Here is a 24,124-nt window from a genome sequence, read left to right as displayed (position 1 = left end):
AAACTTAATGCATTAATTTGTTAGCGTGATTTTAAGCTTATTCATAACCAGGCTTCATCATAGCTAAGCAGCTACCCGTTGGCTTCAATTTCGTAGTCGGCCGTGAGCATTTCGAGCAGATGTGCGTTTGCATCTCGGAAATAAACACCCCTGCCACCATAGTTGTGGTTGATGTCCATGTTCTCGGGATCATAGGGACCGCTGCCGTATTTGATTTTTTCCGCTTTGATGCGATCAAAGATGACATCAAATTCCGCTTCCGAAACTTTGAATGCGTAGTGATGGGGTTCAAACTTTTCGCTATCAGCGAAATCAAGGCACAGTGTTTCATTAACCCGCACCACGATAAAAGATGCAAATGTGCCGATATATTCGAAGCCAAATATATGCGCATAAAAGCGCGCGGTTTTTACCTTGTCATGTGTAGGAACAATAGTGTGATTCAGCGTGATGGGCATAATGTCATAACCTCAATTTAACAGTCAGTTAATGTGCGTGAAAAGGATGGAATCATTCATCATGATGTAACATTCCTGTCATATTATGTTGGTAAATTGGCCTGACCAAAAGGTTCATGAAACACTTAAATCGGAGATAGAAATGATAAGGTTAAAGAACGGACAAGCAGGGCTATCAATCATATCAGCATTAATGCTCAGCATGTTTGCAACGAACAGTCACGCTGCAGCAGCCACTTTTGATCCTGCTACAGGCGTTGTTGATATGCCTGTCGTGGAAGTATTGAATGGCGCTTCTTCTACATTTTTCAATGCGCAATTACAAATTGATGGCGATGCGTTAAAACTTGTTTCAGCGATTCCAATACCGGAAGCTAAAGGGCAGGAACGTGTGGTATTTGATTTGGCAACGACAGCATTGCACGTGCCATCCATTGGTGTGGGCGCAGATGAGTTTTATGCTAAATTACAATTGATTCCAGGTACCAGCCGTTTTTCAGTTGCACAGCTGGTCAACAACAGTTTTCAAGGGTGTCCGGATTTTGCCGCGCCGGGACCTGTTGAAGGGTCCTGTCTGTTAAGTGGTGAATACAACCAGAATATTACGTTGACGAAAAACACGCAGTGGATCGTATCCGGCGGTGTATTTATCGGTGGCGATAATGTCAATAGTGCAACATTAACGATTAATCCGGGTACACAGATATTCGGGCAGCAGGGCGCTGATTTCCTTTGGATCAGGCGGGGTTCAAAAATTATGGCGGAAGGCACGCCGGATCATCCGATCGTCATGAGCGGCCCGTCACAGCAGGCAGCGGGTGAATGGGGCGGTTTGGTGCTGTCAGGCAACGCACCTGTCAACGGCTGTAACGTAGGTGTCAGCCCTTGTGAAATACCTTTCGAGGCAGTTACTTCAGAAATATTCGGTGGCAACAATCCTGAAGACAACAGCGGTCTTATTAAATATACACAAATTCTTTTTGCCGGTTTTGCGGTTCGTCCGAATGAAGAATTGAATGGATTAACGCTTAATGGCGTCGGTTCGGGTACTGTTATTGATTTTGTCCATGTGCATGAAGGGCTCGATGATGGTGTTGAAATGTTTGGCGGTACAGTGGGCTTAAAACATCTTGTATTATCTAATATCGGTGATGACAGTTTGGACTGGGGTAGCGGATGGACAGGGAAAGCACAATTTGTTTTGATCAAACAGGCTGCTGATGACGGTGACCGGGGCATAGAAGCGGATAATAATGAAGTCAATAACGATATCACACCGCGCGCGAAACCGATGCTGTCAAATATGACCATGATCGGTGCGCCGGTTGCAACACAAGGTATTCTTCTGCGCCGTGGTACCGGTGCGAACATATGGAATTCCGTTATTACAGGTTTTCCTGACTGTGTTTCCATCGATGGTGAGGCTACCTTCCTGAACGCGGGTGCACCGGGCAATCTGACTGGAGAATTGACCATGGTCAATTCCTTTGTGCGCTGCGGTAATAATTTTCTGGATGGAAATGGTGCAACCTTCGCCGTTGCAGACTGGTTTACTGCTCAATCAGGCAACAGTCAGGAAGATCCACTGCTAAATGGTTTTCTGCCGGCAGCAGGCTCTCCTTTGATCTTGGGTGGTGCGCCGGTTAACGATGCTTTCTTTGATATTGTCGACTATGTGGGTGCATTCAAAGATGCTGATGATGACTGGACACAGGAATGGACTTTTAATTTCTTACACGATGCGGTAGACAATTTATAAACTGCAGATGGTATATTACATTTTTTAATTACCTGTTATTAAAATGAAAGGCAGGAGTGTGATTAAAACCCGCAGATCTACTGCGGGTTTTTTATTGATAATCGCCGGTTGCGTTAAATGCAGCCTTTTCCAATTGAAAATTCGGAATAAAGTTTTTTTACTTCGCGTAAGCCTCACCTTTTCCAGAGAAACACAGACAAGTATTTTAATCTGATGCGTTCTTACCTGATTTTCCCAATATGATGAAATATTACCCGTAATTTGAGGCTGCAGGATACGGACAATTTGGATGCAGCGTTTTTGAAATGTTTCACAATAGTTATTAATCTCGTGACGGGTTTATTCTGTTGTACTGAATTGAAGCATGCGGCCGTGAAAGCAGCATTGCAGAAGAGATGATTATCGATTTTGAGATGAATCAATCCAAATTAAGGTTTGTACTAAATTGCCTGTGAAGTTTCTGTAAATTTTGTGTGAAGTTTCTGTGAAGTAACTTAAAGCTTGTGTTACAATGCCTGTGAAGTTTTTGTGAAGTTATTGTGAACTATTTGTGAAGTAGCCAGTCTCATGAAAACACATTTGATAAACATTTTTTAATTTGGAGAAAAATAATGGAAAAATTACATGCTTCTTCCTACGCTGTTATTTTTATTTTGGCTATGTTTCTTATATTGGAATCATTTGTATAATAAATAATAAAAGTACTAAGCAGACTGTTGAACAACCTTTTTTAAGGCGAGTGATGCAAAGTTAAAACAGGCTAAAAGCGGAGTTTATGCACAATAAATAGCATTTTGAACCTGTTTGTCAGCACCGCATCAACAACGCACATGGTTTTCAACATCGCTTGGAATCAGTTCCCCTAAAAATTAGAAGGGATAATTGAATATTTACACCGGTTCAGAGGCCGGTGTTTTTGTGTCAACTCAAGAAAATTTTCAACGTTTGGATTTCGGCGTGACGGCCAAAAGTGATCATTTTTAAAAGATCATTAGATAAAGTTTTTTTACTTCGCGTAAGCCTCACCTTTTCCAGAGAAACACGGACAAGTATTTTAATCTGATGCGTTCTTACCTGATTTTCCCAACATGATGAAATATTACCTGTAATTTGAGGCCGCAGGATACAGACAATTTGGATGCAGCGTTTTTGAAATGTTTCACAATAGCTATTAATCTCGTGATGGGTTTATTCTGTTGTACTGAATTGAAGCATGCGGACGTGAAAGCAGCGTTGCAGAAGAGATGATTATCGATTTTGAGATGAGTCAATTCAAATTAAAGTTTGTGCTATATTGCCTGTGAAGTTTCTGTGAAGTTTCTGTGAAGTTTCTGTGAAGTTTCTGTAAAGTAGTTTAAAGTTTGTGTTATAATTCTTGTGAAGTTTTTGTGAAGTTATTGTGAACTATTTGTGAAGTAGCCAGTCTCATGAAAACACATTTGATAAACATTTTTTTAATTTGGAGAAAAATAATGGAAAAATTACATGCTTCTTCCTACGTTGTTATTTTTATTTTGGCTATGTTTCTTATATTGGAATCATTTGTATAATAAATAATAAAAGTACTAAGCAGACTGTTGAACAACCTTTTTTAAGGCGAGTGATGCAAGGTTAAAACAGGCGAGAAGGCGAAGTGTATGCACAATAAATAGCATTTTGAACCTGTTTGTCAGCACCGCATCAACAACGCACATGGTTTTCAACATCAGTTAGAATCAATTACCCTAACAACCCGAAGGGGTAGTTGAATATTTACACCGGTCCAAAGACCGGTGTTTTTGTGTCAACCCATGATAATTTTCAACGTTTGGATTTCAGCGTGACGATAAAAAGCAATCAATTTTTAAACAGTCATTAGTCCCTTGTGCGCATATATTTTGCGCATTGCTCACTTACGTGACTTGAATCATGGAAAGAAGGATCAGGTGTGAGTGTTGGCGCTGGTGTCGTGATGGGTAGCAGTATTGAGAAGACGTGCCGGAAAATAAGCGGTATATGCCTTGAGTTAAGATAAGGTGTCAGCAGATAAAGCCAACCAGCGACTGACGAATAACCAAAGTCAGTGAATTGTAGGAATATCGGGCCAGTATTTTTATTTCAGTCGTTTCGTTTTTTTATGTTTACATCAAAAAAGTGCGTATGATGACTTGATTTTATTCTTGTCCGGCGAAAGATTTGCATGCATCAATGAATGCCTGGCGGTCAGTTTCGTTAGTGAAACCCGGCAGCACTCTTTCCATACCAGGTGGGGAGCAGTTGATCGAATTGACTGTGGGTGTATCATCACCACAACCTATCAAAGCGATACTTAGTCCGATAACACAAATACCATTTTTATAATTCATCAAAGTTTACCTCCGTTTATAATTTTCAATGCGATTTAATTGATGCCGCATTTGTTGAATGTTCGACCTGGCCCACCACCGAACATTACTGTCTCATTCTACCTGAATCTGTGCGGCCTTAGAATTCTTATACAGCGAGAAATGTGAAAAAGGTAGCTTGTCGGTCAATGTCTGCATTCGATTCAATTCTGATGAAACGCTGACAAATGCTCGAATACTTTCTGGTCCAGATCTTTTTTCCAGCTTGCTGGCATAATTTGTTCAATTTTTTTAAGCATTCTTTCCGTGTCGCGTAGTTCTTTTTTATCTTTTGATAACTGTCTGGTGGCGGATAGCCATAAATAGGCTTTAGCCAGATTGGCTGCGGTTGGCAATTTTGTTTCATCCGACACTGGTGCATTGAAGTATAATTGAGCAGTTGGAAAGTAGGCGGACAAATATCCCTGACTGGCAGCTGTTTCAAACCAATTTAATGCGCGTGTCACATCATTAAAATCATTCAGATTAATAACACCGAGGTGATAGCACGCCTCTAAAGATCCGCTGTTAGCTGCGTAGCTGAACCAGGCAGCTGCTTGACGCGGATCCTGAATAGACGTATCACCATGTAAATAAAATTTCCCCATTTGTATTTGCGCTGGTGTTGAGCCTGTAAGCGCAGCCTGCCTGCACTGTTCCAGTGCTTTATGCGGGTTTTTGGGTATGCCTTTGCCCTGCATGGTTAACTCTGCAATTGAACACCATGAAATGATATGCCCCAGATCGGCTGCATTCTGATACCAGTGTATGGCCGATGTAAAATCTGCAGGTTGATGTGTGCCATTTTGCAGGCACTGGGCAAAAAGGTGATTGGCAGTGGGAATGCCTCCTTCGGCTGCGCTTTCGAACCAGCGGCATGCTTTTTTTAAATCAACTTCTATTCCCCAGCCTTGTTGATAAAAAAGCCCCAGGGTGAACTGGGCCAGGGGATTTTGTTTTTCCTGTGCATGGAAGTGAAATGCTTCGTAGGCCTGTTGATATTCCCCATCAGCGAACCACTGTTGTGCCGCTGCCAGTTCTTTACGGGTATCGATTTGGGGTTGCGCGCATAGTGCGGATACCCCAAATACAAGAAAGAAGACTGCCACATATATCATATTGTGTATTTCACGTAGCAACCTATTGATGTGGAAAAATATACACGTAAATCTAATTACGTGAAGGGAAAATACCCTGCAACGCGATAATCCAGTTCATGGCAACATATGGTGGGCGATTTTCATGGCTCTGTCCTTCGCCAAACGCATTGACAGTGACAGCCGAGGGATTCATGGTGACATTCGGTGCCGCATTCGAATAAATATTCTGGCGGCTGAGTACGCTCCAGACAGTATTAGTTGGGTCAGCACTGTTGCCTGCGCCACTTTGTGCATGGACAGTTACCGTTGGTGTGATAACAGGGAGTTGCGCCTGAGTGAGCGTGACTGTTTCAACGCCGTCTTGCTGCCCCAGTCTATAGTCTGATAAACCGGGCCCATGTCCTGCACCGATGACTGAACGCCCTCTCGTATCCGGTAATGCAAAAGTGTTTCTGCCGTCACCGCCGTAACTTGTTCCCAGGATCGAGAACAGCGCCTGATTCTGGGAAATAGGAAGTAACTGACCATTGGCAAACGCCCACCCGCGTGGTGCGAAGTTTCCGGCAAAAACACACATGCTGCCTATCAGAGGTTCGGCACTGCATGCCTGTGCTTTATTGCTTGTAAGTACACCGAAAAATAGTGAAACAGCAATTGCAACGGATAAAATAAAACGGTGGGAATGATGAGATACCATGTTAGCTCCTTCTTGGTTAGTTACACACGAAAGTGTTCAGTCGATATAAAGAAATCAATGGTTTTTATACCGATACACTTCTATACAGCAGTCAGAATCTGATTTTGCGCCTGAATAAGACAGCAAGCAGACCTGTACTCAGTAGAGCCAGAATATCAGGCTCAGTTATTGGTGCAGGCGGAGGCGGGTTTGTTAGGTTGCGTGCATCAAAAGAAACGAGTGCATCCAAGGAAGCGGCATAGTTAGCGTTGGATGTAAAAGCACCGCCTCTAATTTTATGAAAAATATGAAAATTTAATAAATCTCCCGGATTAAGCACTATATTTTGCTGAAAAGTGCCATTATCATCGAGTGCACCACCGAAATCACCTGTGCGGGCAGCGCTGTTAAATCGATTGCCGCTTACTGTATCCGATTCAATATCTGAAAAAAACAACTCGGTATTGGAGCCATCAAATAATATGATTTCTGACGCAGCAAAAGCATCCGTGGCGCTGGAATCCACATGATTGTCGAAATTCAGTGATAACGTTACCTGTATATTGTCTGTCGCCGATTGGTTTTGCAGGCTAAAAAATAGATCATAGAAATAATCAGGGGATGTGGCACCAGATGAGTTGCCAGTAATGTCCGAGTGAATTTCCCAGCCATCACCTATGTCGATGAGCGATCCAGTGAGAGGATTGGTCCCAGCTGTTATTGTGATTCCATTGGCACCGCCAATGGTTGTCATGCTGCTGGTGCCGCCAATCGTCTGTGTTATTGTTCCTGTTTGTGTGCCGTTTCCTGTTGTCGATACAGAAGCCGTCTCGTCAAAACTGAGTCCGTTCGAAACACCTGAAATTGTTGATGGGCTTGTAGAAATTATTAAATTTGCAGGCAACGGCGCAGCGTCCACTTGGTTTGAGCCAAATGTGCATAACCAGGCCATGACAAGTAATATTACCCATAGCGGTGACTTCGTTTGAACGAGCCATTTCAAATGATCATAATGCACATTAATATTACGCATAATATTTTCCTTTCCAGAATATTTTTCTATGGATTTCGATCAAACGTTCAGTTTGCGAAAAATGGGCATTGATAATTGTTCGGAAAAATTATATACCCTGCTTGCCAGGAAATACAAATATGTGGAAAAAAATTCTTATCACAATAGTCAGACGTGATCATTAAATGAGTTGTCAAGTTATTTGGTAAGGGAAGCGTTTTTTGCGCTGTGTTTTACTGGAAAGCTTAACCAGGCCACACCATACAGCAGTAACGCAAGCAAAATTACCGCATTAAAACCGATGGCAATTGCAAGTAATGTCGCCAGTACAGCACTCACCACAGAAGCGCATCCATTGATACCCCATGCCCAAGGGATCAGTCCCGGTGCGGCTGCACTTAGTTTGGCGAGTGCAAGGGGGAAAGGCATACCCATGAAAAATGCCAGTGGTGCGATTAAAAGGATCGTCAATGGAATTTTGAGAATGATTGCAGACGCCATGAAAAATGCAAATATACTTTGTAAAAACAGCATATACAATAATCCAAGCATGATGATGCCGGTTAAAGACAGCGCGATAGCGCGTTGATAAGAGTATGATTTTAATAGTTTCCAGGAAAAACTGCTGCCTAGGCCGGCGAAGACTAAGAAAGCTGCCAATACCAGTGCCACCGCATAGAGCGGGTGATGAAGAAACAGAATGAATTTCTGAATAAATGCAATCTCAATAAATAAAAAAGCCAGCCCGACTGCTGAAAAATAAGTTATTACGTGACCTTTACTGATTGTATTTATGGGTGGTGTTTGTTTTACAGTAAAAAACAAAGGAAAAAGAATCAAAATGATACTGGTGACAATTGCCTGTGCAAGCGTGGCGACCAAAACCAGATATCCGCCGTCCAGTAATGACAGGCCACCGCTTTCGCGCAGAGAAAGAATCTCAGGCAAAACAGACCATTTAAAAAAATGAAAGAAATACGGACGGTCATCGGTTGCCGGCTGCAGGTCAAATTTATATCGATCAAAAAATGCTGCGCGTTCATCACCGAGTATGGCTTCTGCAGCCTGATAAAAATAGGATTCTGCTAATCGGTTGAAGCGGTTGGTTTCATCAGGTTGAATATCCGGGTGCCAGTCGAGATCGAAAGCGCGCGTACTGGCAAATGCTTTGAGTGCATTGATTTCATCAACGGTGACAGGGCCGTTTTTTATCAATAACGTGCCGGTTTGCCAGCTGCGCAGAAACATGAGTTGTTGCCCGGGGTTTTCCAAACCAGATTTTTTTAAGGCATCGACAGCTGTAGCGAATAGTTTCAAACTATCGCGCGGCGGTAATTTAATCCAGCGTGTAATGACTAAATAACCGTCGGGTTGCAGTCTTTTCAACATGGCTTGCAGCGCTTCGACGGTATAAAGATAGCTTTCGTTCAAGGCATACAAGCCGGCCGAGGAAGCTGCAAACGAATCCAGCAGGGCGATTTCGATCAGATCGTATTGCTTGCCGGTTGCGCTGATAAATCCACGAGCCTCACCTTGATAAATCGTTATATTCTCAGTATTCAACAGATTGCCTGTGAAATCCGCATAGTCTTCTCTCATCAGCCTGATGAGCTGCGGGTTCAATTCCACTGCATCGATTTGGTGCGCGCTATGATAGCGTGCCTGCAGGATGTTGCTGCCACCGCCCGCGCCCAATATCAGCACATGCTTAGGTTGAAAAAGATGGTAGGGTGCTGCTGATGTGACCTGATCCAGATAGGCGTAATCCGCTGGATTGCCGGTTTCGCGCGTAATGGCCGTCATACTGCCGCCATCTGTAAAAACACCGGTTTGTTCGGGTGGTTCGCCGGTGGCACTCAGACTCAAACCCGGCGCATGCCGCAAAGGGATGGCGTGGTTTTGCAATACAGAGAGCAAGCCCAGGGGACTGGAATGCTCGCTGACTACATCTGTGCCGTGGATGCGCAGCATTTGTGTCAATTCTTTGTATGGCGATAGTTTTAATTGACTGCGGCTGTCTATAACCGCCATGCCTGAGCCGAGCAATATCAAGGCACCAAGAATCCAGCCACGCCTCTCTGCTTTTAATTCCCATGCTGCCAAAGCAGCAGCTGTAAGACCCATGTAACCGATGATCAACAGTGCGTGCAATGGCATGGTGATGAAGAGTAATAGCACGATGCCGAAACAACCCAATCCGGCGCCAAACAGATCGAAAGCATAAATGCGCGCAATAGACTGGTGAAAGCAGGTTAACGCCAGTGCAATTGCATTGGCCGCAAAGAAAAAAGGTAATGCGAGTAAAAGATAAATGCCGAGTAGGCGCAATGATTGCTGTCTGTCCCAAAGAATTTCGTCTGGATTGAATGGTGCCGACTGTGCCAACAGAAAACAACTCAAGCTACTGACTGAAAACAGTATAATATTGATCAGGAATACTGCTGTGAATCGCTTGCTGAAGGCTGCTTGAAAAATGGATACAAATGTGCCACTGGCGCCAAAACCCAGCAATGCCAGGCTGATGATCATATAAGCGAAATGATGCCACTGAATAATGGAGAACAGCCGCATCAGCAGAATTTCATACGCCAGCATTGCCGATGACAGCATAGCGATCGAGTAGACTGGCGCTTTCAACTTCATTGAAATGGTCAGGGTTTAATGCTTTCCGGTGAGCGGAACAAAACCGACAGGCAGTAATTGCCGTGTGCTGATTTCGCCTTTATCCGATTTCTGTACCAGCAACAGTTCCTGTACCATGAAACGGGAACCCACGGGAACCACCATACGGCCGCCCGGTTTAAGTTGCTTAATTAAAGGTGGCGGGATATGACTGGCTGCTGCCGTGACTATAATGGCATCAAATGGCGCATGTTCTTCCCAGCCGTAATAGCCATCGCCAATTTTCAGCGTGATGTTGTTATAACCAAGTCGTTGCAATAAAGTTTTTGTCCGTTTGCCTAATGGTTCAATGATTTCTATGCTGTAAGCCTTGTCAACCAATTCGGCCAATACCGCAATTTGGTACCCTGAGCCTGTGCCGATTTCAAGTACACGATCATTTTTCCCCACTTGCAATAAGTTGGTCATGATTGCCACTATATAGGGCTGTGAAATGGTCTGCCCGTGACCTATGGGCAACGGGCGATTCTCATAAGCCGCATATTGCAAATTTTTAGGTACGAATTCATGACGTGGCACTTTGGCCAGTGCTTTGACGACTTTCTTATCCAGATTGTCTCGCTCGAGATTGCCGTAGCCTGCACGCACATCCATTTCAATAGCCGCGATCATTGCGGCCCTTTTAGCTGCGTAGGGATCTTCAGCTTGAGCTGCGGTTGGAATAGCAATTAAAAGCAGGCAGACAATGATTGAAAAAATATGTTGATTGACTAAGAAATGATTCACAGCGGTCCCCGAATTATTGATGCATTAATTTAATGTATGGCCACTTGGATGATTATTCAATTAAAATGAATCTGTTCAGTTTTATAGTAATAATTGTTGCGGCAAGTGAAACTGCGTTGCTCTCAGCCAGAACTAACAAAGTCTTGACAAGGTGATAAAGCATAGCGTTAACTGTAAGTTTTACGGGTATGGCTCAGAATATTTTGAGCGATTTCGCAAGCTCTGACAGTTTGCGTTAATGTTATGGTAATCTGAAAAGCCCATTATGGATTGGGTTTCTGATCAGTGGTTTTTTAACAGACCGTTGAAAACGTTCGCGAGGCAGACAATGCGATAGCATAAACAGGCGGAAAGCGGAGTCTATGTAAGATAACTGAGCAATTTGCCTGTTTTTAACATCACAGTGTGGCAGCGCACATGGTTTTTCAATTGTCTGTTAGACTTTCTGAAATGACAATATTTTCGTTTCTTCAATATGATTGTGGGTGTTACACCCACAGTGATTAACAGAATAAATAGAATATTTTTATTGCTTTCATTGTGACTGGATATTGATACATTGTTACGCGCTCCTCGGATTAAACAATTATGAAAAAAATACTGCTAATTTGGACGCTTATTCTTTTGAGCACGCCAGTTCTTGCTGAATGGACGACGATAGGTGAGTATAAAAATGATAATGAAGACAGTTATACCGTTTATGCTGATTTGACTTCTATTCGAAAAGCGAGGGATAGGGTTAAGATGTGGATTTTATTTGACTATAAAACAGAACAGAAAGCTTCGGGAACCAATTTTTTATCTAAAAAGATTCGTCGCGACTATGACTGCAAGGAAGCGCGGATACGCAGGCTTGCTTTTTCTTTGTTCAGCTGGAATATGGAAAAAGGAGAGCTGCTGCGCGCCTATAACCAGCCACAGAACTGGAAAAGGGTAGTGCCTGGTACAATGGATGAAACTGAATGGAAGGTGGCCTGCGACAAGTAACCGACAGTTGCCCAGATAGATTGGATGGGGATGGTTGTTTTGGCGAGAATAAGTCATTTTGCGGCGTGCTTTTGCATATACGAATCCGCAACGGATTGTCGTTCCATTGAGCCATAATAATCGGCAAGATAACTACGGTGATAGGTTTATACTGCCAATGCAACCGTAATTGGGGTCATTATACTTGGCTGGTCTAGCCTCTTAACGCGGGCAGTTGTTCTGCTATCGGTACAAACTTTAAAGCGATGCCGTTATTGCACCAACGCTCGCCGCGCGGTGGCGGTCCATCTTTAAAGACATGACCTTGATGACCACCGCAGCGCGCGCAGTGGTATTCCGTGCGTGGCCAGATCATTTTGAAGTCGATTTTAGTCGCTATATGCCCGGCAATAGGCTGGGTAAAGCTGGGCCAGCCGGTCCAGCTTTCATATTTATGTGCGCTTTCAAACAGTGGCAGAAAACACGCGGCGCAAACAAAAGTGCCTTCACGATCCTCATAAACGAGATTACTGGATTCCGGACGTTCGGTTGCCTCTTCAAATAGTATCTGATAGGCCCTGGACGAAACTAATTCGCGCCATTCTTCAAGGGGTTTGTTAATGCGTGTAATTGGGCTGGATGTTTCCCCAACCACTTGGGACCGGCATGCCGGAATAAGCGGCAACATGATTAGAGCGGCGAAGCTTTGTAAAAGAATGCGTCTTTTCATACAATTTTCTCCTGGGCATGCGTATGCGTAAATAATTATACGATATTGCAGTATAGGGTAAGGGCGGGTTTGATGCTGAGAAATGCTTTATAAAATTATAGTGCAAAATAATATTCAGGATAAGATAGCGGCAGCGGTAAACCTATATTAGGATGATAGACAAGTAATGTGTGAGATGCTTCTGAATGGAAAGCGCAGCTTACACCGCGCGTTATATTCACATATTGCTGACATATTTTTTAATGATTGACTGATGTTTCAGACTGATTTCATTATGTATATATTAAATATAGGGTGGGTTAGGGTATCTCAAAATGAAACAGCAACGCTTCGACAAGGCAATGGCGCTGATTGACGCTGCGAATAGCGAAGATCCGAACCGGGAAATCTGTGAGGGTAAAAGCTGGCCGAAGGAGTTGCTTTATGCCCATCACATGTCTGACATGCTCGAACGCTATGCGCCCGGTGCCGATGATGCGATAAAACTGGCTGTCAGAGCTCAGCATATCCAGCGTTGGAAATCGCCACGCAGTGATTATCCGATGGATCGCAAAGGTTATCACCAATGGCGCGCCGGGTTAAACGGATTCCATGCCGATACCGTTGTAGGTTTGTTGGAAAAAGCCGGATATGATAATCAATTCATCGCGCGTGTAAAGCAGATTGTCGGCAAAAAATCGCTTAAGACCAATCCTGATACCCAGCTAATGGAAGATATCGCCGGGCTGGTTTTCATAGAACACGCCATGTCTGATTTTGTTGGCAGGCATCCTGAGTACAGTGAAGAAAAATGGATCGATATCATCTGTAAAATCTGGCGTAAAATGTCCTCCCGGGCACATCAATTCATAATTGCAGGACACATAAAGATACCCGAATTGCAGGTTGAGCTGTTCAGGAAAGCGTTGTTTGAACAAGGAGAGAACAATCCGGCCGGATTGAATTGAATAATCATACGATACTTGTTGATGAGTTCTGACTATGTGAAACAATCATCTACTTCGGTGTTGCAATCAACAGAATGTTCGCATCAACAGCCTTGTTTACTATATCCGATAAATTTAGTACGCTTGACAATGATCGGCAAGAAGTGGGGCTGAGCAATTTTATCTGAGAAAGAAAGGAATATTGCCATGAAAACTGTTAAACAGTTATTGCACGAAAAAGGACACGACACTGCAAGTATCGGGCCGGAGGAATCGTTATTCGACGCCATGCAGTTGATGGCGGCCAATAACATTGGTGCGTTGCTGGTGATGAAAGGCGACAAACTGACAGGCATTCTGACGGAAAGGGATTTTTCGCGTAAATCGTATCTGCTGAATAAGCCTGTGAAGGACATTCGAGTCAAAGAAGTCATGACCCAGCAAGTGGCTTATGTCCATCCGGATTTTACGGACAAAGACTGTATGGCGTTGATTACTGAGAAACGGATACGTCATCTACCCGTACTGGAAAACGACCAGGTAATCGGTATTATATCCATAGGCGACCTGGTGAAAGACGTCATATCAGAACATCAATTTATTATTCACCAACTTGAACGCTATATTTATAGTACCCCGGAATGACGCAGCAGCGCTGTGCTATTCGGTTTCGAAAATCGGATCACCAATCCACTCTTGAAGTGACCGGCTGTTTTTGTACATCTCGGTGTTACTGAGAGTAAAGCAATGGACGTTTATCAGTGTGTCAGTACACTTTACTGACACACATGGCTCCATGGTTGATTCATTTTAAATGAAGACGTCTGTAATGTCTCCGGTGCTTTTGGATGCGGTTCGAACCGGTAAATTTATTCGTTATTTCTCATGAATTGAAAATATCAAAATGTCAGGTCAGATTAAAAATGGCGTGTCGTTGTCTGGAATTTGCAGTAACTGGCATTTCATTTCTGACATGCTTTTCAGCTTAAACCCGGAAAAATAACAGTGAGACCTGTATGAGCGATACTGTCCAGACGATATCGCTGTTGAATCTGGTGCTTGTTTTTATCCCGGTTTTTGTTGTGGTCGGTATTCTGTGGAGATGGTCGCTTGCACCTGGTAGTGCCGCATATGCGCTGGGTCGTATGCTGGTGCAGTTGCTGCTCATCGGTTATTTTCTCATGTACATTTTCGAGGCGGAGAATTCCCTGATTGTCATTGCGGTACTGGTGGTCATGGTGACAGTTTCCAGCTGGATTGCCCTGGGCACTGTTAAAACCCGGCGCACCACACTCTACAGACAGGCGCTGGTTGCCATACTGGTTGGCGGCGGTATTGTACTTTTCATTGTCACGCAGGGTGTTTTGCAACTGGATCCGTGGTATCTGCCCCAGTACATGGTTCCCCTCGCAGGTATGGTGTTCGCCAACTCTATGAATGCCGTCAGTCTGGCAGCAGAGCGCATGAATGCCGAGCTGGCGCGGCAGATGAATTTTCATCAAGCCCGCAACATTGCCATGCACGCAGCCATGATTCCCATCATCAATTCCATGCTTGCAGTAGGCCTTGTATCACTGCCCGGCATGATGACCGGTCAGATACTATCGGGCATCTCCCCACTGGTTGCCGCACGTTATCAGATTATGGTGATGTGCATGATCTTTGCCGGCGGTGGACTGTCGACAGCACTATTTCTGGAAATGTCAAGGAAACAGTTTACGATGTTTATGGAAAAGGATACGTGAAACATTTGGAAGTTTCTTAACTCAAGAAAGTTATGAGTTGACACCGTGATGTGGGTTGATTTTTATAGTTTTGTTTCGCTATAACAATCAAATATTCGGAAACTATCGATATAGTTTATCAATGACCGGATAACGCAGCCCTATAGGATGAAACTGCCAGATTAATTATTGAATTTGCAGTTACAATCCTGACGGGGTTATCAGCCCGGACAAGCCGGCAGCAATTATCATTGCAAGTATATATCCCATTATTTTATGAAAGTAAAAATAATAACGAACAATATCAATTTTATGTGTTACTTCTTCATGGTGCTTATCAAGTGTAACTAAAGGGAGTAACATATCAAAACTGTAAAATAGATCCTCGGTAAGCTTTGATTTGTTGTTATCAATCGTTACTAATCTTCCTTGTTCGTAACGCTGTGCCAAAACACCAAAAGAAACAAAAATGAGTACGAGAACTAAAGAATTAAAATGATGTGATCGTTTACGTTATTTGCATTATCTTGCTTATGGTTAAGCTGTACTCCCTATGTGTCAGGATACCTACCGGTTACCCCTTTGCAAAGTTTTCTCACCAAATTTCATATCAGTATTTTTGCTAAGTTATTAAATTTTCATGTACAGTAGCATTTCGCTTCTATTCCCCGATAATCTTCCAATTGCCATCATTCTGTTTCGTAAGGGTGATTTTTACGTTTCCGGCCAAGATAAAATTCTCAATTACTTGAGGAACATCGATTTCGGGCACATCGTTTAACTCAGTCATTTGGCTGTCCTCCTTTGCATCGAATATTGTTCTTTTGGATAAAGGCTTCTCGTTCCTCCGCATATTCTTTAGCACTGATTAATAGCGGGAAGGATTGGGTGGTATGTCCTTTTTCTTTCCACCAATCTTTGATTAGTTCCACATGTTCATTTTTTTTTGTTTCATCTGCAGTCAGCCATTGTTGTATACATGCACTATTTTTGTCCGCATCATCATAAGAGCCTTGTTCTGGAGTTCTATCGAGTCTCGCTAGCAACAATGTTCTAACATAAGGATCTTGCGCCAGTTTGATAGCTGCTGAACCAGTCGAAAAACTTTGCAAATAACTGGCGCCGAAGGACTGAAGCGAAGCTGCATTAGCAGCGACATCGATACTTGCTAGAAATGCGGGCATTTCGGCAGCATAGGGGCAAAGCGGGTCATTAGCCCTTTCGCTACCGAATACAGGTGCCAATGCGAGTTCCTTGCGATTAAATCCAATTTTGAGGGAGTCTGGAAATTGTGCTGTCATACCTGACCAGGCGATTTTTATGCCAAATGTGGTATCTGCTCCGAAAATGAAAGGACGTATTTCGCTTTTTCCCGGCAAGGGGTATGTGCCAAATGGAATCGGTCCCAGGTGTGGCTTTCCTACGGGTGGTGCGCTCAAACATAATCGTGCGTTATGGTCAGGGTTTAATCCTTTATCAGATAAGGCAAATGCGGCATCGCCTCCAGCAAATACAGACGACACATCCAAGCCGAAAAGTAAACGATTGCTTGTTCTGAATCCGCCCACTACCGGTGGCGTTTGGCCGCCCTCAAAAGTTGGCGCAATGACTAATTCTCGCCGGGCGATCGATAATTCTGCAGTTGGCGGTTTGCTGTCAAAATCAATTCCTACGTTTGATTTGGTTACAAAAAGTGTATGATCGAAGCCGATGGCACAGCCTGAAATAAAAAAAGGTAGGATAAAAAGCATGGCGCGTAAAGCGATTTTATTCATGGTTTGCATCCTTAAAATGAACGTCGTATGCACTCTGCTGCTCTAGTAAAGAAGACTTGATACGGACATTTAAGAAACTATTATTGGGCCATAGCAAATCAATGGTCGTATTTTTGTCAATGATTTCAATTCGTCGGTTACTATTCCAACCTAAAGTTAAAAAACCACTATTTTTGTTTTGGCCAAATCCAAATCCGATTAAGTCAGTGCCCAACATAATAGCTTTATGATCATCTTCAGGCGTAGTTGCTTTCATGACCATATGCCCAAATCCAAAGATATGTTCTGCGCCAGTTTTGTTATTGTAGTAATGAAATGCACAACCGTTTAAACCAACGAAAGCAACAATAAGGAAAATTAAAAATAGTAATCTTCTTGACATACTCAGATTAATAACTGAATTTTATTTAAAAAAAAATAACCCAATTGAGTCATTTCGCATACTCAAGCTCAAATTCATCATGAATTTCTAATATTACTAGTATTGCAGATCCGCTTCATCCAACCCACAGCAACATCTCACTACGCGATGAGACTTCCAGTTTGCTGTAAATATTTTTAATATGGTTACGCACGGTGTGGTAACTGAGGTGGATTGTTTCGGCAATTTCACGGGTGGGGATGCCCTGGTAAATCAGCAGGGCGATTTCGAGTTCTCGGTGGGTCAGGCCTTTGCGGCTCAGTTGATTGAATATTTTCCCGATGGTGTGGGTGACGCGCGATAATTGTATTAAATACGAGTACGGCTGATGGTTTGTATCGCTATTAAGCAGTGTCAGTTTAATTTCGTACAGGCGTTTGCCGAGTTTTGACAGAAAGCTGTGCCATTCGAGTTGTTTGCGTTGCAGGGTTTTGATGAGTGCGAGTACTGTTGAAATAACTACAATTTTTTCCTGTTTGAGCATTTGCATGAATGTCGGACTTTGATAAAGGGTGCTGCCGTCATTGCAGATGACTGCGACCGGCTCGGTATGTTCGGACCAGAATTCCATGAATTGATGGGAATTCAAACTTTCTTCGTGGAACAGTATGAGTTTTAATGTTTGCAGTAAGGGTGATTTGAAGGCTTTCAATATTTCGGAGTCCCTTTGGTTGAAAGCTTGTTCCAGAGTGCTCTGGCGGCAAAAGTGGAACTGGTATATTCGGTTCTGGTCAGCTTGTAATGAGAGCGTTGTGCAAGACTTGTGCGCCGGCTGTCGTATACTTAAAGTGTTGTCATAACGACGCCTTTTGTCATCGAGAGAAATTGCTGTATCCGAACATTTAACAGCGAATTGTGCAGCCGCCGGATTTTGCGCGGTGCAGTGCATCAGCCGGTTCCAGTTGTGTTGACAGCAGTTTGATATGTTAACGCTGCCGAGTAGTTGCGCGTTATTGCGACCGTTTGTCAGTCGCCCATAAAAAACGCTGTTGCTCGTCATCAGGGGCAACAGCGCTTCTTTTAATATTAGATTGAATTCAGTTTTTGTCCGGCAATTATTCAGCCAGTTAATAATTGCCAGCGTTTTTTGGTGGTCTGAGCCTGAAAGTACTTTCAGTGCAATTTCATTATCCATCTTGCACCTCCGTTTATTGATATTCGTGAGGTATTGATTAATGAAGCAGCAATGCTGTGCTGTTCGCTGAATATGTAAAATAGTATTATTGATACCGATATCTACATTTTGACAAGGTCAGTATACTGAAAACCAAATCAAAGGGTATGTGTTTTCTCACAAATTATGTAAAAATACTGGCAAATCTGGAATTTCCTACTATGGTCAATGTGGCGATGTGAACGTTGTTTTCACAACACTTTATTTTACTTTTGCTTACTTGACTCTTTTTCTTTCTCTGCAACTTGACTGGTCGAGTTATTATCTTTTTTATTTTTTTCCTCGCGTGCTTCTGAGGCATTGCTTACTTCATCAACTGCCTGACTGATGGTTTCAACCGCTGAAGTAACCGCTTCTTTGACTTTTTCCAATTGCTCACTTCCAGTTTCCGCTGCCTGATCAATTTGTTTTTCCAGATTCTTTTTTGATAATTTATCACTGCGTTGTGTCGAACTCAGGTACACGCCCAGTGCAGCGCCTAATGCCAGGCCTGCCCCAATCAAGACCAAAGGCTGTTCGTGTAGTTTATGCAGAGGGCTTTCTGTTTGGTTACCGTTATGTTGACTTACTTTTTCTTTGGTATCGTTGGTACTACCTAAGCGGGTGTCTTTTTTGCTATTTGCGTTACCCGCAGCAGAGTCCGTATGATTTTTTAATTGTGTATCTGTTGCTTTATCAGCCCCGCTGTCTTCCTGGCTGCTTGCAGTCTTGGTTTGAGTCTCATTGTTTTGGCCAGAAATTATCAGCCAGCCTAATCCCAGACCAATTAATGCCGTAGCTGCCGGATTTTTTTTGGCTGTCTCTGTCAGGCTGGAAAAATAATTATTATTTCTCAGGAGCTTGTCACTAAAATATTCAAAAGCATTATCTACAAGCTGATTCGGTGACAGGCGGTCGTGAATTTCCTCCAGGGTGTCACTCATTTGCTCACGGGTTTTCTCTATATCAGCTTCTAACTGTTGAGGGTTTCTGTGATTATTATCCATTCAGATTCTCTTTCACCATATTTTTGTCACGTTGCAGCGAATCGGCAGTTCTGGGGGTCAGGTTTTCAGGCGCCAGATTTGACTTGCTCATTATGATTAGCAGGTATCCGATCAAACTCGTTACTATGCCGACAATCAGCGCAGCCAGCCATGGTGAATAATCAGGTGGTAATAATTCAGCGAGACCGTAAACAACTGCATCAAGAATATAAATTAAGCCCACTAATAACAACCCAGCGCCTGTAGCTAAAGCTGTTAAATTACGTTTGGTTTCTGATTTCTTTTCTGACATTTCAGCTATCGCCAGTTTTGTTTCTTGGCGTACCAGATCTGATGTTTGTTGCGCCAGATCTTTCAATAAAGTACTCAGCGTACGATCTTCCTTGCCGGTTTGCATGATGGCCTCCTGGAATTATAAATGAGCGATACTCAATTCATTTTAATCATCGTTCTTTTGGGTGGTTTCTTTGACATGATCGCTGGAATTTTTCAGGAATTTGACCAGAAAGAACCCGGCGATGGCAGCACCGCCCAGCACAATCACCGGTCGACGCCGCGCGTAATCCTCAAAGTTGTGTACCAAGGTACCAAAATCACTTTCACTGATTGATCCAGACACTCTCTCTAGCGCTTTGGCCGTTTGCCGAGTGCCGTCTGCTATCCAGGTGTGGGCATCTTCCATGTTGTCTGCAGTTTTTGTTAAAGCGCTGGCGATGCTATTTATCTGGTGTGCTACAGTTTGTAATTGCTGCTCAGCTATTTTACTGGTTTCTTGTTTAGTTTCATCAATTAATTTACTGGTTTCCTCTTTTGCGTCGCTTACGATCTGCTTGCCTTTTTCCTTGGTTTTTTCTATAGTTTCATCAATTTTTTTTGATGTTTGCTGACTGGATTGCGTGCTCTTGTTTCTCGTACTTCTCGTTTTAGGTTGTGGCATATCAATTTCCTGTTAGAGTTGTGACGACTATGAATTAATCACATAATTAATAATAATAGAAAAGAGGAGGTTAGTTTAGTAATTAGATTGATTATTGAGTTTAATTCTGCAGCACTGTTAACAGAAATTTCTATAATTCCTTTTTTTGCTTACTCATGTGCAGGGCTGATAAACTTTCAGAACCAAAGTTCTTTTTTTGATCATTCAGGTTGTGGCGGGCCGGGCTTGTGCACTCCAGCTGATTGGCGAGTTAGTTTTTGACAGTACTTTTGGGTGTTTGAACCTGAAAGTATATTCAGCACGATTTCATTATCCATCTTTCACCTCCGTTTATTGGCATTCATGAGGTATTGATTAATAAAGCAGCGATGCTGTACTGTTCACTTACTATGTAAAAAAGTATCTATTGATACTGATATTTCTATGTTGACAGGACCTGTATAGTGAAAACTAAATCAAACGGTGTGTGTGTCTGACATTTGTTTCTAACAATTTATGTGAACTGATGACAGCATAGGGAAGATACCAAAATAATCAAATGTGACATTGCCATCTAAGCCTAAAGGAGTCAGGATCAAAATGAATTGATACCAATTCATTTTGGGTTTTTGAAAGCCGTAATCTTTTTTAATGCTTATTCTTCAACCAATCCTCGCGCATCTCGCGCGCCTGCGAAAATACTTTCTCCAATGCTTCACCATCTCCATTGTTTAATATAGCCTGTAAGGATTGTAATTCATCCTGATACTTAGCCATCTGTTTAAGCAATGCTTTACGGTTGGCGAGGCAGATGTCTCGCCACATTTCGGGCGAACTGCTGGCGATTCGAGTGAAGTCACGAAAACCGCTGCCGGCGAAGCGTAACAGGTTTTCCGGATTGTCGGTACTCTGATGTAAATGATGCATAAGCGCGAAAGCGAGTATGTGTGGCAGATGACTGGTCGCGGCGAGGATTTCATCATGCGCTTCCACTTGCATTTGCGAAACCTTTGCGCCACAGGCTTGCCATAGTATGCTTGTTTTTTCAACGGCATCAATACGGGTTTCCTTGAGCGGCGTGAGGATGACATGTTTGCCAGTGTACAAGTCATGTTGCGCGGCGCGGACACCGCTTTGTTCGGCACCCGCGATCGGGTGGCCGGGCACGAAATTCTTCAGGTTTGCTTTGAGATGGTTGCGTGCTGCGGTGACAACATCCAGTTTGGTGCTCCCTGCGTCAGTGACGATGGTATCGGCTTGCAGATGCGGCGCCAGTTTTGTCATGATAACTTCGGTTTGGCCGACGGGCATTGCGAGCAGGATTAAATCTGCATTTTCCAGAGCTGATGCCATGTTTTCAGCAATCTCATCAATCACGCCTTGTTCAAGCGCGCGTTGCATGTTTTCTCGGCTGCGCCCGACACCAACGATATGCCGTACGGCATCGGCTTTGCGCAGCGCCATAGCGAAAGAGCCACCGATCAGGCCAACACCGATAATTACCAGTTTATTTAGCGGAATCTGTGTCATCTTCCCGTTTTAAAGGCTACGCCCTATCACTTGAGCAATGCCTTTAAGTGAACACATCAAATCGGTGAATTCCTGCGGACTGAGTGCCTGGTCTGCATCACACCAGGCTTCACACGGATTGGGGTGCATTTCAACCAACAAACCGTCGGCACCTGCAGCAATTGCGGCGCGCGCCAGTGAAGGTACCATCCAGGATTTCCCTCCGGCATGTGATGGATCAATGATCACAGGCAGGTGTGTTTCACGTTTGAGTACCGGTACACAGGTCACATCCATGACATTGCGATAGGCGGTTTCAAAGGTGCGGATGCCGCGCTCGCAAAAAATAATATTATGATTACCGCCGGCTGCGATATATTCTGCCGCCATCAACCATTCTGAAATGGTGGCGGACAAACCGCGTTTGAGAATGACGGGTTTATTGGTACGGCCGACTTCCTTTAGTAAATCAAAATTCTGCATGTTTCGCGTGCCAATCTGTATGACGTCGACATCATGTTCCAGAAAGGTATCGAGCATACGCACATCCATAAGCTCGGTGACAATCGGCAGGTTGTATTTGTCCGCGGCTTTGCGGAATATACCGAGCCCATCGCGCCCTTTGCCCTGAAACGTATAGGGACTGGTGCGTGGTTTGAAAGCGCCGCCACGCATCAGACGGCAACCAGCGGATGATACCTGCTGCGCCGCCAGGCTCATTTGTTCCGGTGTTTCCACCGAGCACGGGCCACCGATAACCTGTATCTGATTGCCGCCAACCGGAATGCCGCGTACATCAATGATCGAATCCTGTTTGTGCGATTCGCGCGATACGATTTTGTATTGTTTGACAATATGCATCGAATATTCGACGCCCGGCAAGGAATCAAACATTTCCGGGTCGAGTTTGCTCTCGTCACCGATAGCGCCAATTATGGTGCGATTGGTACCGCGTGAGATATTAACCTCGTGCCCGAGATCCTGTATTTTTTTGACCACATTACCGATTTGTTCCTCGGTAACCTCTTTATTCATGACGATAATCACGCTAATTCTCCCAGTGCGTATTCAAGTGATTTCAGAAATTTCTGATTCTCGGGTTCAAGTCCGATAGTAACCCTCAGGTGATGGGGCATTTCATAGATGCCCAGTGGGCGCACAATGACGCCTTGTCGCAACAGATTTTGGTAGACTTTTGGCGTATTGGCTGCATCGCCTTCGACACGGAAACTGATGAAATTACCGTAAGACGGAATATACTCAACGCCCAGTTTCCGGAACCCGTCAGTTAGCTGGAGCATGCCGGCCCGGTTAAGCGCGTAGGAACGCTGCACAAATTCGCTATCCTGTAATGCGGCCAGCGCGCCGACCAGTCCTATGCTGCTGACATTAAACGGTTGGCGCACGCGATTCATGAGATTGGCGACTTCTGGATGTGCCAGACCAAAACCGACACGTACACCTGCCAATCCATAAACTTTGGAAAATGTGCGGGTAATAACCAGATTAGGAAATTGCTTCAACCAACGGATACTGTCGGCTTGATTTGCTGCAGGCAGGTATTCGTTGTAGGCCTGGTCCAGCACAACTAGCACGTCCCGCGATACGCGTTCCATAAAACGCAATAAGTCGTCAGCACTAGATAATGTGCCTGTCGGGTTATTTGGGCTGGCGATAAATACCATGCGTGTTTCGGGCGTGATGGCATCAAGCATGGCTGCCAGATCATGACCGTAGTCTCGCGCCGGTACCGCAATACCAAAGGCGCCTATGGTCTGAGTGACCAGTGGATAAACAGCGAATGCATGCTGTGAGTAGATGGCTGTAGCGCCGGGCTTCAGGAAGACGCGCGCAGCCAGATCCAATACATCGTTAGAACCATTGCCCAGAATAATTTGGCCGGTATCAACAGCATATAGTTTGGATAGTGCTTGTTTCAGTTCAAAACCGCTGCCATCCGGATAACGCGCGATATCATGCAGTGCATGTATCATGGCGTCCAGTGCCAACGGGCTGGTGCCGAGTGGATTTTCGTTGGAAGCCAGTTTAACAATATTGCGCTCGTCAAGTCCCATTTCTCTTGCCAGTTCTGATATTGGCTTACCTGGTTGATAGGGCTGTATGGCACGGATATATTCTGGTGCAAAATCGCAAAGATTCATAGTGTCATGTGCTTATTAATAGTTGAATAACTGTGAAAATTGTTGTTGTGTAAAAGGAA

Annotated in this window: 23 protein-coding genes; 5 read left to right on the top strand and 18 right to left on the bottom strand. The window is 43.9% G+C overall.

The annotated features are described in order from the left end of the window. Positions 1 to 71: 71 nt before the first annotated feature. Positions 72 to 458, bottom strand: coding sequence for a VOC family protein (locus C8R11_RS12045; RefSeq protein WP_107795921.1), 387 nt, complete (start codon positions 456 to 458; stop codon positions 72 to 74). A gap of 142 nt (positions 459 to 600) precedes the next feature. Between C8R11_RS12045 and C8R11_RS12040 the strand changes: the two genes are divergently transcribed. After that, positions 601 to 2,217 carry a hypothetical protein gene (locus C8R11_RS12040; protein ID WP_107795937.1) on the top strand — a complete coding sequence of 539 codons (1,617 nt, stop codon included), beginning with the start codon at positions 601 to 603 and terminating at the stop codon, positions 2,215 to 2,217. Positions 2,218 to 4,370: 2,153 nt separating this feature from the next. Here the strand turns inward: C8R11_RS12040 and trbK are convergent. The 6 genes from trbK to C8R11_RS12010 all read right to left on the bottom strand — a co-directional run bounded on the left by trbK (position 4,371) and on the right by C8R11_RS12010 (position 10,776). Continuing rightward, on the bottom strand, positions 4,371 to 4,562 hold the full coding sequence (gene trbK, locus C8R11_RS12035) for an entry exclusion lipoprotein TrbK (protein WP_090700944.1): 192 nt from the start codon (positions 4,560 to 4,562) through the stop codon (positions 4,371 to 4,373). Between the two features lie 182 nt (positions 4,563 to 4,744). Continuing rightward, a complete protein-coding gene (locus C8R11_RS12030; protein WP_107795920.1) occupies positions 4,745 to 5,698 on the bottom strand; it encodes a tetratricopeptide repeat protein in 954 nt (317 codons plus the stop codon). A 52-nt stretch (positions 5,699 to 5,750) separates the two neighbouring features. Further along, positions 5,751 to 6,377 (bottom strand): phage tail protein, encoded by a 627-nt coding sequence (locus tag C8R11_RS12025; RefSeq protein ID WP_107795919.1) that lies wholly within the window; start codon positions 6,375 to 6,377, stop codon positions 5,751 to 5,753. 91 nt (positions 6,378 to 6,468) lie between these two features. Next, the gene (locus tag C8R11_RS12020; protein WP_107795918.1) at positions 6,469 to 7,389 is read right to left on the bottom strand and encodes a hypothetical protein; all 921 of its coding nucleotides are present in this window, start codon (positions 7,387 to 7,389) and stop codon (positions 6,469 to 6,471) included. 177 nt (positions 7,390 to 7,566) lie between these two features. After that, positions 7,567 to 10,011: a spermine/spermidine synthase domain-containing protein gene (locus C8R11_RS12015; RefSeq protein ID WP_107795917.1), complete on the bottom strand. Its 2,445-nt coding sequence runs from the start codon at positions 10,009 to 10,011 to the stop codon at positions 7,567 to 7,569. Positions 10,012 to 10,026: 15 nt separating this feature from the next. Further along, the gene (locus C8R11_RS12010; RefSeq protein ID WP_244907657.1) at positions 10,027 to 10,776 is read right to left on the bottom strand and encodes a protein-L-isoaspartate(D-aspartate) O-methyltransferase; all 750 of its coding nucleotides are present in this window, start codon (positions 10,774 to 10,776) and stop codon (positions 10,027 to 10,029) included. Positions 10,777 to 11,364: 588 nt separating this feature from the next. Here C8R11_RS12010 and C8R11_RS12005 point away from each other — a divergent pair. Beyond that, positions 11,365 to 11,763, top strand: coding sequence for a surface-adhesin E family protein (locus tag C8R11_RS12005; RefSeq protein WP_107795916.1), 399 nt, complete (start codon positions 11,365 to 11,367; stop codon positions 11,761 to 11,763). 193 nt (positions 11,764 to 11,956) lie between these two features. Here C8R11_RS12005 and msrB read toward each other — a convergent pair whose 3' ends face one another. Continuing rightward, positions 11,957 to 12,472 carry a peptide-methionine (R)-S-oxide reductase MsrB gene (msrB, locus tag C8R11_RS12000; protein ID WP_107795915.1) on the bottom strand — a complete coding sequence of 172 codons (516 nt, stop codon included), beginning with the start codon at positions 12,470 to 12,472 and terminating at the stop codon, positions 11,957 to 11,959. Between the two features lie 314 nt (positions 12,473 to 12,786). Between msrB and C8R11_RS11995 the strand changes: the two genes are divergently transcribed. The 3 genes from C8R11_RS11995 to C8R11_RS11985 all read left to right on the top strand — a co-directional run bounded on the left by C8R11_RS11995 (position 12,787) and on the right by C8R11_RS11985 (position 15,143). Next, positions 12,787 to 13,419 (top strand): DUF4202 domain-containing protein, encoded by a 633-nt coding sequence (locus C8R11_RS11995; protein ID WP_107795914.1) that lies wholly within the window; start codon positions 12,787 to 12,789, stop codon positions 13,417 to 13,419. Between the two features lie 186 nt (positions 13,420 to 13,605). Continuing rightward, a complete protein-coding gene (locus C8R11_RS11990; protein ID WP_090700965.1) occupies positions 13,606 to 14,043 on the top strand; it encodes a CBS domain-containing protein in 438 nt (145 codons plus the stop codon). Positions 14,044 to 14,414: 371 nt separating this feature from the next. Then, positions 14,415 to 15,143 carry an ABC transporter permease gene (locus C8R11_RS11985; RefSeq protein ID WP_107795913.1) on the top strand — a complete coding sequence of 243 codons (729 nt, stop codon included), beginning with the start codon at positions 14,415 to 14,417 and terminating at the stop codon, positions 15,141 to 15,143. A 640-nt stretch (positions 15,144 to 15,783) separates the two neighbouring features. Here the strand turns inward: C8R11_RS11985 and C8R11_RS17015 are convergent. From C8R11_RS17015 to hisC, 10 genes are all read right to left on the bottom strand, one after another. Continuing rightward, positions 15,784 to 15,912, bottom strand: coding sequence for a hypothetical protein (locus C8R11_RS17015; protein WP_280523902.1), 129 nt, complete (start codon positions 15,910 to 15,912; stop codon positions 15,784 to 15,786). Next, positions 15,905 to 16,897: a hypothetical protein gene (locus C8R11_RS11975; protein ID WP_107795911.1), complete on the bottom strand. Its 993-nt coding sequence runs from the start codon at positions 16,895 to 16,897 to the stop codon at positions 15,905 to 15,907. The genes C8R11_RS17015 and C8R11_RS11975 overlap by 8 nt, the downstream gene beginning before the upstream one ends. Further along, a complete protein-coding gene (locus C8R11_RS11970) occupies positions 16,890 to 17,279 on the bottom strand; it encodes a hypothetical protein (protein ID WP_107795910.1) in 390 nt (129 codons plus the stop codon). Before C8R11_RS11970 ends, C8R11_RS11975 begins: the two co-directional genes overlap by 8 nt. Before the next feature lie 115 nt (positions 17,280 to 17,394). Next, positions 17,395 to 18,453 carry a response regulator transcription factor gene (locus tag C8R11_RS11965; RefSeq protein WP_107795909.1) on the bottom strand — a complete coding sequence of 353 codons (1,059 nt, stop codon included), beginning with the start codon at positions 18,451 to 18,453 and terminating at the stop codon, positions 17,395 to 17,397. Between the two features lie 245 nt (positions 18,454 to 18,698). Continuing rightward, complete coding sequence (locus C8R11_RS11960) at positions 18,699 to 19,478, bottom strand: DUF3618 domain-containing protein (RefSeq protein ID WP_107795908.1); 780 nt, start codon at positions 19,476 to 19,478, stop codon at positions 18,699 to 18,701. Beyond that, positions 19,471 to 19,875, bottom strand: a complete 405-nt coding sequence (locus C8R11_RS11955; protein ID WP_107795907.1) for a phage holin family protein — start codon at positions 19,873 to 19,875, stop codon at positions 19,471 to 19,473. The genes C8R11_RS11960 and C8R11_RS11955 overlap by 8 nt, the downstream gene beginning before the upstream one ends. Positions 19,876 to 19,917: 42 nt before the next feature. Then, on the bottom strand, positions 19,918 to 20,415 hold the full coding sequence (locus C8R11_RS11950) for a hypothetical protein (RefSeq protein ID WP_107795906.1): 498 nt from the start codon (positions 20,413 to 20,415) through the stop codon (positions 19,918 to 19,920). Between the two features lie 627 nt (positions 20,416 to 21,042). After that, entirely contained in the window at positions 21,043 to 21,924 is an 882-nt protein-coding gene (locus C8R11_RS11945) for a prephenate dehydrogenase (RefSeq protein ID WP_107795905.1), read from the bottom strand. A 9-nt stretch (positions 21,925 to 21,933) separates the two neighbouring features. Further along, positions 21,934 to 22,950, bottom strand: coding sequence for a 3-deoxy-7-phosphoheptulonate synthase (gene aroF / locus C8R11_RS11940; RefSeq protein ID WP_107795904.1), 1,017 nt, complete (start codon positions 22,948 to 22,950; stop codon positions 21,934 to 21,936). Further along, a complete protein-coding gene (hisC, locus tag C8R11_RS11935) occupies positions 22,947 to 24,065 on the bottom strand; it encodes a histidinol-phosphate transaminase (protein WP_107795903.1) in 1,119 nt (372 codons plus the stop codon). The genes aroF and hisC overlap by 4 nt, the downstream gene beginning before the upstream one ends. Positions 24,066 to 24,124: the final 59 nt, after the last annotated feature.

It is taken from the genome of Nitrosomonas aestuarii (assembly GCF_003046585.1).
Classification (GTDB): Bacteria; Pseudomonadota; Gammaproteobacteria; order Burkholderiales; family Nitrosomonadaceae; genus Nitrosomonas; species Nitrosomonas aestuarii.
This window is presented reverse-complemented; position numbering and strand designations above follow the sequence as displayed.

Bases quoted from the DNA above. Each gene is read 5' to 3' on its own strand.
- C8R11_RS12045 (WP_107795921.1), bottom strand. From the start codon at position 458: ATGCCCATCACGCTGAATCACACTATTGTTCCTACACATGACAAGGTA.
- C8R11_RS12040 (WP_107795937.1), top strand. From the start codon at position 601: ATGATAAGGTTAAAGAACGGACAAGCAGGGCTATCAATCATATCAGCA.
- trbK (WP_090700944.1), bottom strand. From the start codon at position 4,562: ATGAATTATAAAAATGGTATTTGTGTTATCGGACTAAGTATCGCTTTG.
- C8R11_RS12030 (WP_107795920.1), bottom strand. From the start codon at position 5,698: ATGATATATGTGGCAGTCTTCTTTCTTGTATTTGGGGTATCCGCACTA.
- C8R11_RS12025 (WP_107795919.1), bottom strand. From the start codon at position 6,377: ATGGTATCTCATCATTCCCACCGTTTTATTTTATCCGTTGCAATTGCT.
- C8R11_RS12020 (WP_107795918.1), bottom strand. From the start codon at position 7,389: ATGCGTAATATTAATGTGCATTATGATCATTTGAAATGGCTCGTTCAA.
- C8R11_RS12015 (WP_107795917.1), bottom strand. From the start codon at position 10,011: ATGAAGTTGAAAGCGCCAGTCTACTCGATCGCTATGCTGTCATCGGCA.
- C8R11_RS12005 (WP_107795916.1), top strand. From the start codon at position 11,365: ATGAAAAAAATACTGCTAATTTGGACGCTTATTCTTTTGAGCACGCCA.
- msrB (WP_107795915.1), bottom strand. From the start codon at position 12,472: ATGAAAAGACGCATTCTTTTACAAAGCTTCGCCGCTCTAATCATGTTG.
- C8R11_RS11995 (WP_107795914.1), top strand. From the start codon at position 12,787: ATGAAACAGCAACGCTTCGACAAGGCAATGGCGCTGATTGACGCTGCG.
- C8R11_RS11990 (WP_090700965.1), top strand. From the start codon at position 13,606: ATGAAAACTGTTAAACAGTTATTGCACGAAAAAGGACACGACACTGCA.
- C8R11_RS11985 (WP_107795913.1), top strand. From the start codon at position 14,415: ATGAGCGATACTGTCCAGACGATATCGCTGTTGAATCTGGTGCTTGTT.
- C8R11_RS17015 (WP_280523902.1), bottom strand. From the start codon at position 15,912: ATGACTGAGTTAAACGATGTGCCCGAAATCGATGTTCCTCAAGTAATT.
- C8R11_RS11975 (WP_107795911.1), bottom strand. From the start codon at position 16,897: ATGAATAAAATCGCTTTACGCGCCATGCTTTTTATCCTACCTTTTTTT.
- C8R11_RS11970 (WP_107795910.1), bottom strand. From the start codon at position 17,279: ATGTCAAGAAGATTACTATTTTTAATTTTCCTTATTGTTGCTTTCGTT.
- C8R11_RS11965 (WP_107795909.1), bottom strand. From the start codon at position 18,453: ATGGATAATGAAATTGCACTGAAAGTACTTTCAGGCTCAGACCACCAA.
- C8R11_RS11960 (WP_107795908.1), bottom strand. From the start codon at position 19,478: ATGGATAATAATCACAGAAACCCTCAACAGTTAGAAGCTGATATAGAG.
- C8R11_RS11955 (WP_107795907.1), bottom strand. From the start codon at position 19,875: ATGCAAACCGGCAAGGAAGATCGTACGCTGAGTACTTTATTGAAAGAT.
- C8R11_RS11950 (WP_107795906.1), bottom strand. From the start codon at position 20,415: ATGCCACAACCTAAAACGAGAAGTACGAGAAACAAGAGCACGCAATCC.
- C8R11_RS11945 (WP_107795905.1), bottom strand. From the start codon at position 21,924: ATGACACAGATTCCGCTAAATAAACTGGTAATTATCGGTGTTGGCCTG.
- hisC (WP_107795903.1), bottom strand. From the start codon at position 24,065: ATGAATCTTTGCGATTTTGCACCAGAATATATCCGTGCCATACAGCCC.